General features: G+C 44.7%; 10 protein-coding genes and 2 pseudogenes. 7 read left to right on the top strand and 5 right to left on the bottom strand.

Annotation, left to right across the window (positions count from 1 at the left end; genetic code table 11):
- Window positions 1–67 precede the first annotated feature (67 nt).
- The 5 genes and pseudogenes from DXA05_RS04265 to DXA05_RS04285 all read right to left on the bottom strand — a co-directional run bounded on the left by DXA05_RS04265 (window position 68) and on the right by DXA05_RS04285 (window position 8,569).
- Window positions 68–1,639, bottom strand: coding sequence for a sodium:solute symporter (locus DXA05_RS04265; RefSeq protein ID WP_128858820.1), 1,572 nt, complete (start codon window positions 1,637–1,639; stop codon window positions 68–70).
- A gap of 131 nt (window positions 1,640–1,770) precedes the next feature.
- The gene (locus DXA05_RS04270) at window positions 1,771–3,576 is read right to left on the bottom strand and encodes a corrinoid protein (RefSeq protein ID WP_128858821.1); all 1,806 of its coding nucleotides are present in this window, start codon (window positions 3,574–3,576) and stop codon (window positions 1,771–1,773) included.
- Window positions 3,577–3,720: 144 nt separating this feature from the next.
- Window positions 3,721–5,967 carry an alpha-xylosidase gene (locus DXA05_RS04275; RefSeq protein ID WP_128858822.1) on the bottom strand — a complete coding sequence of 749 codons (2,247 nt, stop codon included), beginning with the start codon at window positions 5,965–5,967 and terminating at the stop codon, window positions 3,721–3,723.
- Between the two features lie 152 nt (window positions 5,968–6,119).
- A pseudogene (locus DXA05_RS04280) lies at window positions 6,120–7,978 on the bottom strand (right-handed parallel beta-helix repeat-containing protein).
- Between the two features lie 111 nt (window positions 7,979–8,089).
- Window positions 8,090–8,569: a DUF456 domain-containing protein gene (locus tag DXA05_RS04285; RefSeq protein WP_128858823.1), complete on the bottom strand. Its 480-nt coding sequence runs from the start codon at window positions 8,567–8,569 to the stop codon at window positions 8,090–8,092.
- 251 nt (window positions 8,570–8,820) lie between these two features.
- Here DXA05_RS04285 and DXA05_RS04290 point away from each other — a divergent pair, with 251 nt between their 5' ends.
- From DXA05_RS04290 to DXA05_RS04320, 7 genes and pseudogenes are all read left to right on the top strand, one after another.
- Window positions 8,821–10,578 (top strand): AAA family ATPase, encoded by a 1,758-nt coding sequence (locus DXA05_RS04290; RefSeq protein ID WP_128858824.1) that lies wholly within the window; start codon window positions 8,821–8,823, stop codon window positions 10,576–10,578.
- A gap of 171 nt (window positions 10,579–10,749) precedes the next feature.
- Window positions 10,750–11,187, top strand: a complete 438-nt coding sequence (locus DXA05_RS04295) for a DUF6078 family protein (protein ID WP_004319314.1) — start codon at window positions 10,750–10,752, stop codon at window positions 11,185–11,187.
- A 278-nt stretch (window positions 11,188–11,465) separates the two neighbouring features.
- The gene (locus tag DXA05_RS04300; RefSeq protein WP_165861470.1) at window positions 11,466–12,443 is read left to right on the top strand and encodes a tyrosine-type recombinase/integrase; all 978 of its coding nucleotides are present in this window, start codon (window positions 11,466–11,468) and stop codon (window positions 12,441–12,443) included.
- Window positions 12,444–12,817: 374 nt separating this feature from the next.
- The gene (locus DXA05_RS04305) at window positions 12,818–13,189 is read left to right on the top strand and encodes a hypothetical protein (RefSeq protein ID WP_004314687.1); all 372 of its coding nucleotides are present in this window, start codon (window positions 12,818–12,820) and stop codon (window positions 13,187–13,189) included.
- Between the two features lie 837 nt (window positions 13,190–14,026).
- A pseudogene (locus tag DXA05_RS27045) lies at window positions 14,027–14,523 on the top strand (DUF3575 domain-containing protein).
- Window positions 14,520–15,572: a DUF5119 domain-containing protein gene (locus DXA05_RS04315; RefSeq protein WP_128858826.1), complete on the top strand. Its 1,053-nt coding sequence runs from the start codon at window positions 14,520–14,522 to the stop codon at window positions 15,570–15,572. The pseudogene DXA05_RS27045 and the gene DXA05_RS04315 overlap by 4 nt, the downstream one beginning before the upstream one ends.
- Window positions 15,573–15,640: 68 nt before the next feature.
- Window positions 15,641–16,924, top strand: a complete 1,284-nt coding sequence (locus DXA05_RS04320) for a fimbrillin family protein (protein ID WP_008021867.1) — start codon at window positions 15,641–15,643, stop codon at window positions 16,922–16,924.
- The last annotated feature ends 86 nt before the right edge of the window (window positions 16,925–17,010 follow it).

Consider the following 17,010-nt stretch of genomic DNA (forward strand, 5'->3'; position numbering starts at 1 on the left):
ACACGGAGTCTTTTTATTATTAGATAATAATCTCTGCGTCCTCTGCGTCCTCTGTGGTGAATAAAAACTAGTGGCCATTGAAGAAGATGTAAAGCCCAATCATGGTCACAATAAGTAATCCCCATAGAATAAGAACAATTCGTGCAGGTTTGTCCTCTATCTTTTCCATATTCAAGATGCCCAATTGCGGAGACTTATCCCACAGGCTGACTACTATCATGCCTATTCCGATGATAACGAATAAGTAGAAGGAAAGCAGCATAAAATGAGGCCATGCATCATATTGTTCTGCCGGAAACACCCATAAATACAAGATTCCTACTCCGATACTGAACACTGTTCCCAATGTCAGAGCCATATTAGCTGCCAGAGTAGTGGTGCGTTTCCAGAACACGCCAAAGAGAAATACAGCTGCCATTGGAGGAGCTATAAATCCCAGTACAGACTGGAAAACATTAAATAGATTCAGCCCCTTGATACTGTCGATCGCTATGGTTATTATCACAGAGATCAGTGCACCGACTACCGTAACCACTTGTCCCACTCTGATAATCTCTTTCTGCTTGGCCTGCGGTCGGATTTTCTTCACATAGATATCCATCGTGAATACCGTACTTAATGCATTCAATGCAGAGCCGACAGTACTTACCAATGCTGCTGTCAATACAGCCAATACCAAGCCGACCATTCCTGTCGGGAACAAATGAGTCACCATTGTCATATAAGCCTCATCGGGATTCTCCAATTGTGGGAATAAAGCGAGGCAGATAATGCCGGGAAGAATGTAAAGAGGTACATCTAATATTTTCAACCATCCGGTAAAGTTGGTTCCCATCTGTCCTTCTTTGAGATTCTTGGCAGCAAGAACCGGTTGCACCATCGACTGATCCGTACACCAAAACCAAACTCCCATAATAGGATAACCCAGGATAATAGGTAGCCAGGGAAAAGCCGGGTCATCATTTGGATGGAAAAGATTCCAGTAATCCGCCGGAACGGCGTCCACCAGTGCTCCTACACCGCCCACTTTATAGATTCCCATGATAGCCAGTGTGGCTGATACTACAATCAACAGTATCATTTGATATACATTCGTGTAGGCCACAGCTTTCAGTCCGCCGAGCATCGTGAAGAAAGCGGAGATGACAAGTAACAGCAATGCCGATTGCCACATAGGAATATCGAAGACCTGACGGATCAGAACTCCACCGGCAAATAAAGTCAATGCAAGCCATGAAATAAGAATGGTAATAATGGTATACCAGGCAAGGATGTTACGGGTAGATTGTCCGAAACGTTTTCCCATAAATTCGGGCAATGTCGTGATGCGACTACCCAAATATCGGGGAGCAAAGACAAAAGCAAGCAGACATATAAAGACAAATGCATACCAGGCATAATTCCCCGAAACAATACCAGTAGTAAATCCGGCACTTGCGGAAGCTATCAACATGGAAGGTCCGACATTTGTCCCCCACATGGAGAAGCCGATATGATACCATCTCAACGAATTCTCCGCAAGGAAAAGACTACTCCCCTTTTTTCGTTTTGAACTTGCCCATATACCAATAGCTATCAAAATCAGGAAGTAGGCAATCAGAATACTCCAATCTAATGTCTCTAAGAATTTCACATGCATAATTCAAGTATTAAATAAGTAACGTAAGTTAAATCTAATTTTCTTTAGGCAAGGATTACATGGATTTCACGGTTTTGATAGGCTATGTAATTAAGAGCCGTGTTGATCCGTGTAATCCGTGCCTTTTTATTCTATTTTTTATTTCCAATCAGTTCTTTGGCAACTGCTACGGCTGTATTCGCATTATCACTATATCCGTCCGCACCGATTTCGTCAGCAAACCCCTGACTGACGGGTGCTCCGCCAATCATCACTTTCACTTGATTACGAATACCGGCCTCTTCCAATGCCTGAATAACCTCTTTCATATACGTCATGGTAGTAGTCAGCAATGCGCTCATGCACAAGATGTCAGCATGGTTTTCCTTCACAGCTTCCACAAACTTGTCACAAGTCACATCAATACCAATATTAATGACTTCAAAGCCGCAACCCTCCAGCATGGAAGCCACCAGGTTTTTACCAATATCATGGAGATCTCCTTTCACTGTACCGATGACAATCTTACCGATTGTAGTGGAAGCACTTCCTGCCAATAAAGGTTTCAGTAGTTCCAAAGCCCCTTTCATGGCACGTCCTGCCATCAACAGTTGAGGAACAAAAGCTTTTCCATCCTGGAAACGTTGTCCCACTTCGCCCATTGCCTTAATCATATAATTATTGATAATCATTTGGGGTGCTATTCCTTCCGCAATGGCTTGCCGGGTGATTTCAACCGCAGGTTCCAGTTTCCCGGCAACAATGGCTTCATACAGAGGTTTCAGTTTATCCTCTTCCCGATGTTGTTCTTCCCGTATACAAATACGTTCCTGTCCGGTAGCTGCCAAGTCGGCATCCTGTTGATGTTCATTGGTATTTACAGCGGTAGAAGAACCGGTATATTCTTCAACAATCCGCATGGCCTGTTCCACTTCCTTTTCGTTATGAAAATCCATTTCCAAATGTACACCGTCCGCGCCGATATGATCCAATAGGGGTTTTAGTTCGTCTAATGTCACCCAGCAAGCCATCACGCTCTTTCCGCCTGCCAGAATCTTCTTATACAGATCGTACCATTTGGGAGATCCTCCTTGTGGTTCGCCCACTCCGGGAGTCCATTGAATCGCATTCAATTCTTCAATTTCAAGCAAGGCAGGCAGGTGATGCATGGCTCCCACTCCATCCAGATGATAAAGGGTATAATCAATCTTCTGACATTGTTCACGAATAAAAGGTTGCACAAACCGGCGATAATCATCCTGACTAATCATGGTTGAAATATCACTTTGCAGTTTACTCATCTTTCCGGGAGCCCAGGACGAGAAATAACAGAAAGCCATCTCGTCGCCTTCACGGATGATGTCGTATAGTTCATCAAATACTTTGAAGTAGATGTCGTTAATTTGCTGCATCTGTTGTTCCAGGATTTCAGGCTGCATCACTGTGTCCAATAATACCCTATCCGTTCCTTTCAATGCGGCCAGAACATCCAATCCTTCCATCAGGTCGGGCATACCGACAAAGTAGTGTCCGTTGGCTTTCGCTTTACAGGCTTTCAGGAGTTCTTTATGAAGAATCCAGTTCGGGTGTTCGGGGTTAAAGACTATTTCATCGGTGAAATCCGGGTTGGGATGAATCCAAATGGTATCTTCCCCACCTTCAAACACTCCGCCTAAAATGGCAGCTAGAGAACCGGGACCCAGTTGGGTATTCGCAACCGGAAGAATATCCGCTTTCAGGCTGCTGTGCGCTACGTACCAGTCCAGATATTCAGCTCTCCATTGAGGGTCGAACCACTTTTGCGACAAATCTTTTGCCGGTGCGGGAGGTGTTATCTCTGCATGTGGTTGTACTCCTTCCTGGAAGTGTTCCCACATATTGAGAATGATTCCTTTATGGTTCCACCAATTTATATAACGTTGTTTTGTTTCTTCTAAATTACTCTTCCATGTTTTCATACTCTGCCATTTTTTATTTATTCTACTCAAGTTTCGGAAGTAATTTATTAGGTTGAAAGCCTCTTGCTATATAGCGTAAGGTATCACTCTACGCAATATTATGTAAGCCTTTCAGGCTACTTACAAAACTTGAGTTATTTCTATTTATCTATTCCAAAATCCTTTATAATCATTATCTATGCGTAAAGCCATGCTCTTGCTTAAATCCATTTCATCCGTACAGTCCACGTCTTCCGGATAGATGGGGATCACGGCATTTGCACGCACATATACGGGCATTTCTTCCAATGGAACGTATACGTCTTTCAGCCAGCATGCTCCTTCCAGACGTTCTCCCGTAAAGAAGTTCACCCATTTTCCTTCGGGAAGATAGATATCCCGACGGTTCTCGCTGTTCATCACCGGAGCTACCAGGAAATCATTGCCGAAATAGTATTCATCATCTATATGCCAACAAAGTTTATCTTCCGGATGATGCAGAATGAGTGCCTGCAAGAGCGGATAGCCGCTTTCTATGGCTAGTTTACTTTGTTCTACGATGTATGGAATGAGCGAATAACGCAATTTCCACCACTTTTTCACCAACGGAGCTATGGCCGGATAGTGCCAGGGTTCACGCTTATTGGTTCCGTGATAACGGATATGCGATGTGAATACGCCGAATTGAGTCCAACGCATGTACACATCATCTGCTACTACCGAGTTCATAAAATTGGGCAATGTATGGAAGCCGGGAACATCATGGCTCCAAAAAGCAAATCCCGACAGGCCGAAATGTAGACCACCTTTCAGAGAACCTGCCATTCCATCCCAAGAACTGCATGAATCGCCTCCCCAATGCAAAGGATAACGCTGGCATCCCGCCCATGCGGAACGTGCCCAGACTATGCCGTCACCTGTCACTTCTTTCGTAATTTCGTAAGCGGCCTTTTGATAAAGCAGGGCATACAGGTTGTTTAACAATTCCGGCTTCATACCTTTATAGAGGGCGTCCATGTGAATGTTTTCACCGAAATCGGTTTTGATACAGGTTACTCCCATATCCAGGAGTTGTTTCAATAGTCCTTTGTACCATTCGGTTGCTTTCGGATAAGTAAAGTCGATTGTTCCGGCATAATCCAGGGCGGAGAAGTTGGAACCATCGGTCGCTTGTTGTTTGGTCAATGGGGCTATATAATCATTGGCTCTGGCTTCATCAATCTGCTCTGCATTTTCTGCAACGTATGGAAGTTGCCATAAAGAGACACGATAGCCGTTCTTTTTCAACCGCCCGATGAATCCTTTCGGATCGGGGAACCGTTCTTCATTGAATTTCCATTCGCAGAGCCAATCGGTACGGAACCAGCCCGTATCCAGATGAATTACATCACAGGGATAGTGTTCGGCACGCATGCGGTCGCATATTTCGTCTACTTCATCGGCACTGAAATAAGTCATACGGCTCATCCAAACGCCAAAACTCCAAAGAGGAGGCATAGACGGATAGCCGGTCAGGTCACGATAACCGCGAAGAATATCTTCCATCGTATCACCGCCTATTACAAATACATCCAGCAATGCCTGGTCGCTTAGAAACTGTACGGAACGGGTGGAATGTCCGGCCAGCGAGAGCTTGCTATGAGCACATGTATGGTAGAATGTTCCATACATGCGGCTGGATAGATAGAAGGGGATATTCTTATAAGTACGCCGGTTATTGACTCCTTGCCCGTCCTGGTTTTTCAGGAAGAAAGTCTGTCCGCTTAAGTCCATTTTAAAGAAACGTTCTCCGGTTCCGGCAAAACATTCATCGGGTTTACATTCAAAAGAAAGCGTTGCACGTTCTTTCCGACCGTCGCGTTTGCAAAAGGCAACAGGTAACGCATCGTAGCGGGGAGGCGAAAAATGGTCGTAGGCTGACAAGCGGATTTCACGCTTTCCGTCAGGGTATAAAGTGATGTCAAGCGTTTCTTGAGGATCGGGTAGCAATTCGCTCCATCGGTCTAATAGAGGCTCTTCCACATTGATAACGGCACGCTTCGTTCCGTCTTCCGTCGAAAGAATCCATTTTCCTTTTTGTTCTTTTATAAACAGGGGCACTTTCTGAATCCGGTCACTGAATTGTAGCATTTCCGACTCATCTGTCAGTACATAATCACCGAAGCCAAGAAACAGGCGGGTGATACCGATGTTATACTGACGGATGATTAACGTATATTCCTCCTGGGGAACATCGGTATCCGCCATCATATCGTTAGCCAGCTTTTGCTTCTGAAAGGGAACTGTTACGTAAATATCTCCTTCCTTTTCATAAACAGCCGTTGGCTTGTATGCTTTCCAAAGCGACTCATTCCTTAATAACTCGGTATCGAAATCAAGGAAATCAAATAAGTGGTAGTTCGTTGGTTTCATCTATTTTATTGATTAAATATCGTTTATTGATTACTATAATTATCATATTAGTTTGAATGATTACCATACTAGTCTAGTTCTAATGATTATTACACTAGTTTATTGATTGCTATACTAGTACATTAATGACTATGTTAATCCATTGATTTGTTTCAATCTTGCTTTATTCTTCCGGCTTTGTATTTAATACTGTCCGCCACTTGAGGGCCGTTATTCTTCCACACGTTCTTTTTCCCGGGGCGGTTCGAATCAAACGTTCAGTGGGACACCAGTTGTTTTCCATTGTATATCCGTCCGTAGCTTCATCCAGATAGATATAAAAAGCACGGTCATTCGTAGCGTAGGGGGCTTCGATTAAATGTTCGATCCGGTTATTTCGCATGACGGAACCCGGCTGGTTGGAAAGAGTATACAGACCGCCTGCATCGTATAGCCGACGGGCAAAGTGATGTACATAGTTTGCTTCTATCCGGTTGTTGTACATTCCGCTCTCCAGCGATGTCCATCCCCAGCCTACACAAATCCCTGAATAGTTCAGATGGCAGACTTCATTATGAGAAATATCCATGTTTCTGACATATCCGGCGCCGATACCTACACATCCCCAGTCTTCATTAGTCACATTACTTATGAAATTGTTTCTGATAGTTATATGGGAACATAATTCCCGTACGTCAGCAGGAATAAAAGGGATGTGCGTCTCAAATCCTCCGTCCGGAAATGCGCCAACCAGTAAAGCCGTTCCTCCAATATCCGTAAATTGACAATCTTCGACGCTCGATGCTGTGACTGCCCATTCATAATCCAGTCCGGTGGACGATAAATGACGGAAGGTGCAATGCTTGAAATCAATATGCTCGGCACCTCTTACACGTATCGCTGTTTCGGGACGGGTGATCCAAGCTTGATTTTCCAGTTCTGCTTTTTCCGGAAGCCCCGGTTCTTGTAGTTTATAGGCATCCAATAAAGGAAATCCCCCTTGCAGAGTGACGTGTCCCTGATAAGAAGGACGCATCCAGGAGGTATGCTCAAAAGTAATTCCGTTAAATTGTATATGTTTTACCGGACGGGACAATGTACCGTCTATGGTCACTAAAGTTTCCAAAGCAGGGATAATCACTTCAGCTGTTTCCATATTTTCGTCCGCCTGCGGATAATAGTAAATCGTGCCGGAAGGATATTCCTGAAACCATTCACCGGGTTGGTCCAGCAATTCCAGTGCATTGGTCAGGCAGAAGGAAGAATTTCCTTTCTCTCCTCCGATGACGGGTTGCGGCCAGGGATGCGCAAACTCCAAGTGACTTTCAGGTTCATGGAAGCGAACTACAGCTTGTCCGTCTTTCACGTCTATACTTTTCACGCGCAAAATAGCAATCGCCCAGCGTTGATGGACAATCATTTCCAGTTGACCGGCATTTTGTAGTCTTTTCGGATTTACACTTTGAGAAACGGGGATCGTTATTGTTTGTTCTTCCGGATTGAAGTCAATCATTCGTTCCAATTCTCCGTCAGGAAATTGCGCAGCTCTTTGAACTTTATGACCGTTCACCCACATCTGCCGAGTTTCTACTCTTCTATTTCCTATTAGGGGAGCCTCTGCCGACCATATCTTCTGCTTTAGCTTTTCAGGAATTGCCGGATGATTACATCCACGCTTCCACCCCGTAACAGCAACTCCACCACTAATTACAGGGTGAGCACCATCTACTGCACAAATCACCGTTGGAGAATCGGGTGTCCCACTATCTTCCGGACGAAGAAACAGAGAATTGCGCTGGGCATAAACACCCTCTTCCAAACGAATATAAATTCCTCCGGCTACTTCCGGCCGATTCAGTCTACGCCATTCACGAGCCTGCTTGATTGCCCGGTTTAATGTATAAAACGGAGCTTCCTTTGTCCCGGGATTCTTATCATTCCCCTGCAGGGATACATAAATTTCTCCCGCAAAAAGCGAGGGAAACCACCCCAAGAAAATGATAAAAGAAAGATAAATAAAAGTCTTTTTCATGGTACTACCTCAATGTGCTACTTCAATAAAGACGAACACACATCGATTTAGTACTCTATGTAAAGGCAATAGATAGGTTATTCTTACGAATGTTTTACAACATCAAATAGGTTACCGAATAAGACCTATGATAAATTGATAGCAAAAATAACCGCAGACAACGAACTTCAGTAAAGTTCCGAATATAAATCCGAGTAAAGAGCCCACACCTGATTTGAGTGCCTGCGAGAACTCTTTATTTCCTAATAGTTCACCAATCACCGCCCCTAGAAACGGACCGAGAATAATGCCCCAAGGCAAGAAAAGAAGACCGACAAAAGTTCCTATAATACACCCCCAATTCCCCCATTTACTACCGCCACTATATTTACTTCCCAGCATCGGAGTGAAATAGTCCAATACCTGCAAAACAGCTACAATCAATAACCATACGATTAATTGTGTCGTAGAATATTGTACCTTATCCGTGAAGTGCAGAATGACCAACCCCACATAAGCAATGGGAGGACCGGGAAGAAACGGCAGAATACAACCTGCTAACCCGGCTATCATACAAAGGGCACTAATTACAATCAAAATAATGTCCAACATAATCTATTTTTTTAGTTCTGCACAAAAATACAGTATCTTTCAGTAAATACAAGCTAACCTCGAGAATTATTTCCGCCCCTTCACTGCTGTTTCAGAATAGCTTTGCCAGAGCTGCAGTTCTTAGTGTGAATGAGTTTTTCCAATACTTTTTTGAGGATGCCTCGTACCCAACAAGAACTTTTACTATCTTTGTGTCGTTAACGCTATTAATAAGCAAGTTATAATATAAGAAATCAGCAGGAGGACAGGAAATGGATCCAATGGAATATATAGTACCCAACAGAAAGCGTTTGCCTTACGGTATGATGAACTTCGCAGTCATCCGCCGCGAAGACTATTATTATGTAGACAAAACCCGCTTCATTCCTATGATAGAGCAGGCAGACCGGTTCTTTTTCTTCATCCGTCCCCGCCGCTTCGGCAAAAGCCTCACGCTGAACGTACTGCAACACTACTACGATGTGCGTACCCGCGATAAGTTCAACGACTTATTCGGCGACCTCTACATCGGGAAGCATCCCACAGCAAACCGCAACAGCTATCTGGTGCTTTACCTTAACTTTTCAGGCATCACCGGCGAACTGAACGATTATCGAAAAGGATTGGATGCACATTGCAGCATTACTTTCATGAACTTCTGCAAGATATATGCCGACCTTCTGCCTCCGGAAACTCTGGAAGAACTACGCCAAGTGAATGGGGCCGTAGAGCAGTTGGACTACCTCTATCAAGCCTGCGAACGTGCCGGACAGAAAATGTATCTCTTCATCGACGAATACGACCACTTCACCAACGCCATCCTTTCCGATGCCAAAAGTTTGCACCGTTACACTGATGAAACGCATGGCGAAGGTTATCTACGTGCTTTCTTCAATAAGGTGAAGGCAGGAACTTACTCCAGCATAGAGCGTTGTTTCATCACCGGCGTAAGCCCCGTAACGATGGATGACCTGACGAGTGGCTTCAACATCGGCACGAACTACTCACTTACACCCCAATTTAACCAAATGATGGGGTTCACCGAAGAAGAAGTGCGCGAAATGCTGACTTACTATTCAACGAACAGCCCTTTCCGCCATACTGTTGACGAACTGATAGAAATAATGAAACCGTGGTACGACAATTATTGCTTCGCGCAGGATTGTTACGGTGAAACTACCATGTACAACTCCAACATGGTGCTCTACTTCGTGAAGAATTACATAGATAACGGCAAAGCACCACGAGAAATGATAGAAGATAATATACGTATCGACTATGAAAAGCTGCGTATGCTCATTCGAAAGGATAAGGAGTTTGCACACGATGCTTCCGTCATTCAGACTTTAGTGAGTCAAGGCTATATCACTGGTGAAGTGAAGAAAGGTTTCCCTGCCGTCAACATCACCAATCCGGACAATTTTATAAGCCTGCTCTACTATTTTGGAATGTTGACCATTAGCGGAATGCATGAAGGAAAAACCAAGCTGACCATTCCCAACCTAGTGGTTCAGGAGCAACTATACACTTATTTACTGAATACCTACAACGACGCAGACTTGAGTTTCAGCAGCTATGAGAAGAGCGAACTTTCAAGCCAACTGGCTTATCGGGGCAACTGGCAAGCCTATTTCGGTTACATTGCCGACTGCCTGAAACGTTATGCATCCCAACGTGACAAGCAAAAGGGCGAATTCTTCGTTCACGGCTTCACCTTGGCCATGACTGCGCAAAACCGCTTCTACCGTCCTATTTCCGAGCAAGATACACAAGCGGGTTACGTTGATATTTTCCTCTGTCCCATGTTGGACATATATTCCGACATGAAGCACAGCTACATCGTTGAGTTGAAATACGCCAAATATCGCGATTCCGAAAACCGTGTGGAAGAATTGCGTCAAGAAGCCATCGCCCAAGCCAACCGCTATGCCGACACGGACACGGTGAAGCAAGCTATTGGCTCCACGCAACTACACAAGATTGTAGTGGTATATAAAGGTATGGAAATGCGGGTATGCGAAGAGTTATAATGAACAATCTCTTCACCCTTCACTTTTCCTTGTATTATCCTATCTATTAGCAATTTATAGGTGAAGGGTGTTCCCTTCACCCATCCTTTCACGTTTTTTCTTTTTCAAACTGTACCTTTCCACAATAAAAGCACTACCTTTGTCAATCATGTATGTAATATACAATATAAAATGAACGACAATAAATTAAAAAACAAAACAGTCCCTTTCAACTACGCCCGCTGCTACAATGAGCAATGTCCGAAAGCTTGTAACTGCCTGCGTCGGGTGGCTGCACTTCTCACTACCGCTGACACGTCCTACATCAGCATCGTAAACCCAATGTGTATTCCGGCCACCGGCATTGACTGTCCCCACTTCCAAAACGCAGAAAAGATACATGTGGCATGGGGTATCAGCCACCTGCTGGACAACGTACCTTATAAGGACGGAACAAACATCAAGCAACAACTGATCGGACATTTCGGAAAAACGCTTTACTATCGCTTTTATCGCGAAGAACGCTTCCTAAGCCCCGCAGACCAAAACTATATCCGCCAGCTTTTTCGCCGGAAAGGTATCACCGAAGAACCGGTCTTTGATAGTTACACGGATGAGTATAATTGGTAAAGCTGCGTTCTAACTAGTTTCCAGCCTGCTGAAACTTTTTGTTTCAAGCGCTAGAAACTAAAAGTTTCAAATGGTGAAACGATTCGTTTCACACCGAGAAACAAACTGTTTCACTACGGGAAACCATTCGTTTCAAGGTATGAAACAAAAAATGGAACTAGTTGAAACATCTTTTGTTTTCTTCGCCCATAAAATTCTTTATCTTGCATCCATAAACATTTCCCCAGTAGGTCTGTTTCAAAAAAGACCGCGGGATGCGGAAATTAAAATTTAAATTTATGGATAAAGAAGAAAAGAATGTTGAGATGGTGCATCTGTCACCATACATGAAGTCGGTCATTGAAAGGTTGACGGCAGACAAGAAACGCCCGGCAGTACATACCTATAATGCCACGCTAAACTCTTTTACGAAGTTTTCCGGCGGACAGGGCACAGAAGAAATGCTGGTAACAGACGTTTTTACGGCAGGCAAGCTGAAAGAGTACGAAGCATGGCTGCGAAGCAGAAATGCAAGCTGGAACACGGTTTCCACCTATATGCGAGTGCTCAAAGCGGTTTACAACAGGCTCGTGGAAGCAAAGCACCTGACTTATGATGCCAGACTGTTTGATAGTGTATATACAAAGGTGGAGGCACAGTCCAAACGGTCGCTTACAGAAGAACAAATGAATACATTACTGCGCACAGATTTTGAAAAATTGCCCGAAGACGTACAAAATGTACTCGCTTATTTTCTGTTGATGTTTCTTTTCCGTGGAATGCCATTCATTGATATGGCCTACCTGCGCAAACAAGACCTAAAGGAACACTGTATCACCTACTGCCGTCACAAAACCGGAAAGAAAATGGTAGTACGCATTCCGCATGAAGCAACTGCTCTGTTTGAGAAATGCCGGAACAAGAAAACTGATTCCGGTTATCTCTTTCCTATTCTTGACGAAACAACAGAAAACGAAAAGAAACTATACGAGAATTATCGTCAGGCTTTACGCACATTCAACCGCAAGCTAGCCAAAATGGCCGCATTGCTGCTCCCCGGCACTAATATCAGTTCGTACACCGCACGACACACCTGGGCAACACTAGCCTTTTACTCAGGCATTCCCATCGGTATTATAAGCAAAGCCCTGGGACACTCGTCCATCAAGGTAACAGAAACTTATCTGAAACCTTTCGAAAATGAAAAGGTAGATGCCGCAAATGATGAACTGATAATGTTGGTTGTAAAACGTTCTAAAGAAAAGATAGTAGCGTAAACGACCAAATAACAACAGATTAGAAGAGAAACTATTACTTACCAAGTAACGGACGTTTTACGATGCAAAGTAGTGAATATTTCTTCATATATCCAAATATATATTGTAAAATCTTCTTTTATTTTCAATATTAAAGAACTATATACTGACACAAAACCTGACAAAACAACATATTATCACGACTATGCTTCTTAAGGGCATACGCCCCCAGTTCATTTCTGTACTCCAAAAATGAAACATTCTTTCATGCACTTTTCCCGCCAGAAAAGTCTTTCTATTATAAATCAAGCCTACGAAAAAACGCTTTTCACCGCTGCTTAATTATGAACAACAGCCGTTACTTGGTAAGTAACAGATAAATTAAAACGCAAAGTATGTTAACACAAGCCACACAAGCAGCAATAGCGATCCTGCATGATATTTCTACAGGTATCTACTTCCGTTCAGCCAACTTCCGGTTTACAGAGGAAGAATGGGAAAATCTGTTCCATAAATTAGAGGAAGGACATATTATACGATTGTTACCGAACTGTGAAGCAAACATAATATCATCCTACGTATTGTGCCGCTCCTTGAACGACCTTTCCTTATTAGATATACTTGAAGCATTGGGCGAACCTATTTATTGTATCCGCCCTACTCCCGAATCCCTCTATTTGCAGAATATGCAAGTCGCTCAAAAGACAGGCGTGCTCAACCAGGTTACGCGGATGCTTCTGACAGGAATCAAAATATCCGACTGGTAACCGTATAGTACACATAAAAATGACACACATCAACTTATGAAAAATAAACCTACATATTTAAAACGCCTCGCTTTTCTTTTCGGTATGCTATTATCCCTTTCTGCTGATATCTTTGCACAGAAGGGGCATACCGAAGAAATTTCTGTCAAGCCTGCCTTGCTTTATTTCCGCTTTGACAAAGCTTTGGTAGACAGTGGCTATATGGACAATGGACGCACATTACGCCGTTTAGATGAACTTTTCTCGGACAGTATTCCGACCGGACGGATAGATTCAATATACATACTGTCTTTCGCTTCGCCCGAAGGTGTTCCATCCTACAACAACCGCCTGGCAATGCGGCGTTCTTATGCGGTGAGGAATTACCTGATATGGAAATATCCCCACCTCGACAAGTGCCGTATCCTTCCGTGTCCGCAAGGTGAAAACTGGCAGGAATTACGCCGTATGATAGCAGAAGACGCGAACCTGCCCAAACAAAAAGAAGTGTTGCAAATCATTGATTGCACACCGGAAACGGAAAAGCGCAAGGCGCAGTTGAAAAAACTGGATAATGGTATTCCCTATCATTACATCCGCCAAAAGATATTACGCTATTTGCGCAATGCTTCCATCTGTACGGTCAAATTATATGCCGACACCCTGCCGGCTCTACCCGAGCCTGTCTGTGTAAAGCCGGAATACCAACGGCAAGAACCGTATGCGCATAATCTGCCGAATCCCTTGACAGAAGAAACAAGGCGAACTATGGAGCAAGTCCGACAGCAGGAACAGCTTGCAAAAAATAAACGCCCGCTATTTGCCTTGAAAACGAATCTTCTGTTCGACGTCGCCATGATGCCGAATATAGAAATAGAAGTCCCCATCGGCAAACGTTGGTCCATAAATGGTGAATATATGTTCCCGTGGTGGCTGTTCGACGGCGACAAGTACTCCATGCAAATCCTTATGGGCGGTCTGGAAGGCCGCTACTGGTTGGGAAGCCATCAGAAACGCGAGAATAGCGAAGTGCTGACCGGGCATTTCTTCGGGTTATATGCCGGAGGAGGTAAATACGACCTCAGTGGAAAGAGAACGGTTATCAAGGAGAATTCTTTATTGCTGCAGGCATCAGTTACGGCTGGGCAACACGGATTGCACGCAATCTGCACTTGGAATTCAATATAGGTATTGGTATGCTACGTACCGATTACCGGCATTACCATGCACGGGACAACTACCAGACCTTGCTCTGGCAGGAGAATGGCAAATACACCTGGTTCGGCCCTACAAAAGCCAAGCTCTCTCTCGTCTGGCTGTTGAACCGTAAAGTGAGGAAAGGAGGTATAAAATGAGTGATAAGTGGTTAATAACAAGCAGCGGACAGCTACTGTTCTTCTGTCTCTTATGTGTTTCCATCCTGCTTGTCTCCTGCGAGCGTCGTGACCTGACCTACTATGAAGTATCGGAGATTACCCTAACTGCCGACTGGAATGATTCGGGATTGGACGACAAAGAGCAAAAATACGGTGCCACAGCCGTGTTCTATCCGCGGAATGGCGGCGAACCGAAAATCTTCATGATGGGTGACCGTTCGGGCGACGCAGTACGCCTGCCGATGGGAGTGTATGACATCATTGTCTTCAACCGTTCGTTCAACGATTTCAGCAACATTGCTTTCCGTGGCAACAGTTATGAGACACTGGAAGCATACGCCCGCAAAGTGGAGACGCGTGTGGACAAAAAGACACGTGTGGAAACACGCACAATCATTTCCTCACCCGATGAATTGGCGGCAGCCACGCTGGAAGGTTTCACTGTTACGGAAGATATGCTGGGAAATTATAGCCAGACCACCTACGGGCGGACGGCTCCTTCACGCTCGTCGGAAGAGACGCCGGACGGACTTTACCACCTTCATTTCGTTCCGAAAAAGCTGACCCGCGAAGTGTCCGCCGTGCTTCATATAGAAGGACTGAACAACATACGTTCAGCCACCTGCCGCTTGGGCGGGGTGGCAGAATCTATTTTCCTTGCAACAGGAAAAACATCCGCCAACACGGTGACGCAGGAGTTCACACCGTCAAATCCGGAATTCTCGCCCGGTTCTCCTTTCAACGGTACGTTGAGTTGTGAGTTTGAAATATTCGGTCTCAACGTTATTGATAACAACAACCTGCATCTGGATGCATTACTGGTGGATGGAAAAACTGAATTTGAAGGGGATTGTACCAACGTAAAAATAACGGAAAACGACGACGGAACAGGGAGCATCACGCTTATTCTGGAAGCCAGTACCGAAAAAGTGCCGGACGTAAAACCAGAAGGAGGAGCCGGTTCCGGCTTTGATGTGGACGTAGACGGATGGGGGAACGAAATCAATACGGATATTCCCATCAATTGACTCTATAAAAATGAATGTGCAATAAATTTATTAATATATAAACAATGAAAAACTAAAGCTAAGAAACAATGAAAACGATTAACGCTATGATGTTATCGCTTGCGGCACTGACGATAGCAGGCTGCTCGCAAAATGAAGTGACAGAAATCAGTCCGGACGCTCACCCGCAGGTGGGATTCGGTGTGTACACGGGAGTACCAACCAGAGGTGTGGACATGACTACGGAAAGTATGAAGGATGATCCGACAGATGCCAATAAATATGGTGGATTCGGCATCATGGCCTACTTTACGGGACAAGATAACTTTGAAACTGTAAAGACCACGGTAACCCCCAGCTTCATGCACAACCAGATGGTAAAGTTTGACGGAACCAACAATGTCTGGACGTACTCTCCGGTGAAATACTGGCCGAACAGACAGAATGACAAAATTTCTTTCTTCGCTTATGCACCTTATGAGAGCGACTGGCAGAACGGCAGCAAATCAGGAGTAATCACCTCGGCAGCCACTGCTCCGGGTATCCCCTACATCAAGTTTAAGCTCAAAACAACGGACAAACTCGACAAGATGGTGGATCTTGTGGTTGCCGACCAGCGTGACAAAACGTATACGGCCGAAAATGGAGGCAAGATCAGCTTTACCTTCGAGCATACGCTCTCGCGTATCTCCTTCCGCGCACAGTTGGGAGCCGGTGACTTCGATGGTATGGACGGTACGAACAGTTTCGTTTATATCACCCACATGTGGATTGTAGGTACGGACCACAGTGCTGACGGCAGTAATCTTTCGCTGATAGACCCGGCATCGCCCGTTAATGCGAATTCCAAATTCTACACCAGTGCCAAATGGTCTGAACTTCACTGGAACTATGAGGCGGATGCCACTATTGCCCAGGCAGACTTCAGTCTCGACAAGATGCTGAACCTGGAAAGTCCGGGTATCGATATATCCACCCCCGCCGCAGGACATGACGCACGTACACAAGGTATCCGAATCACAAAAGCGTCACAAGGGACAGCAGAGAAGGCCGTTCCGCTTTTCAAGGATAAAGAGTACCTTTATCTGATTCCGGTAGGAGAAAAGAGCGGCACAGATCTAACCCAAAATAAGGGTTGTGCCAAAGGAGACATCAAGATAGGTTTCCATTACGATATCGTGTCCAAAGATGCGACTAATGCCGGCAAATTCATTGCCAGCCATGGGGAAGCTTTCATCGAGCTACCGGCAGGACACATGAAACGTAAGGAGTCTTATTTGTATACTCTGAAAATCAATCTGCATAAGATTGAGATTAGTGATGCTACGGTCACTCCATGGGAAGATATCAAAACGGAAGCAACAGTAGAATAATCAACCGCTGATTCCGGCAACCAAAGCCGGCACATCAGACCGGGCAGGGTTGAATGTCCCTTCCCGGTCACCAAAGAAAATGAAAA

The organism is Bacteroides sp. AM54-2NS, from assembly GCF_003602935.1.
GTDB classification, from domain to species: domain Bacteria; phylum Bacteroidota; class Bacteroidia; order Bacteroidales; family Bacteroidaceae; genus Bacteroides; species Bacteroides xylanisolvens.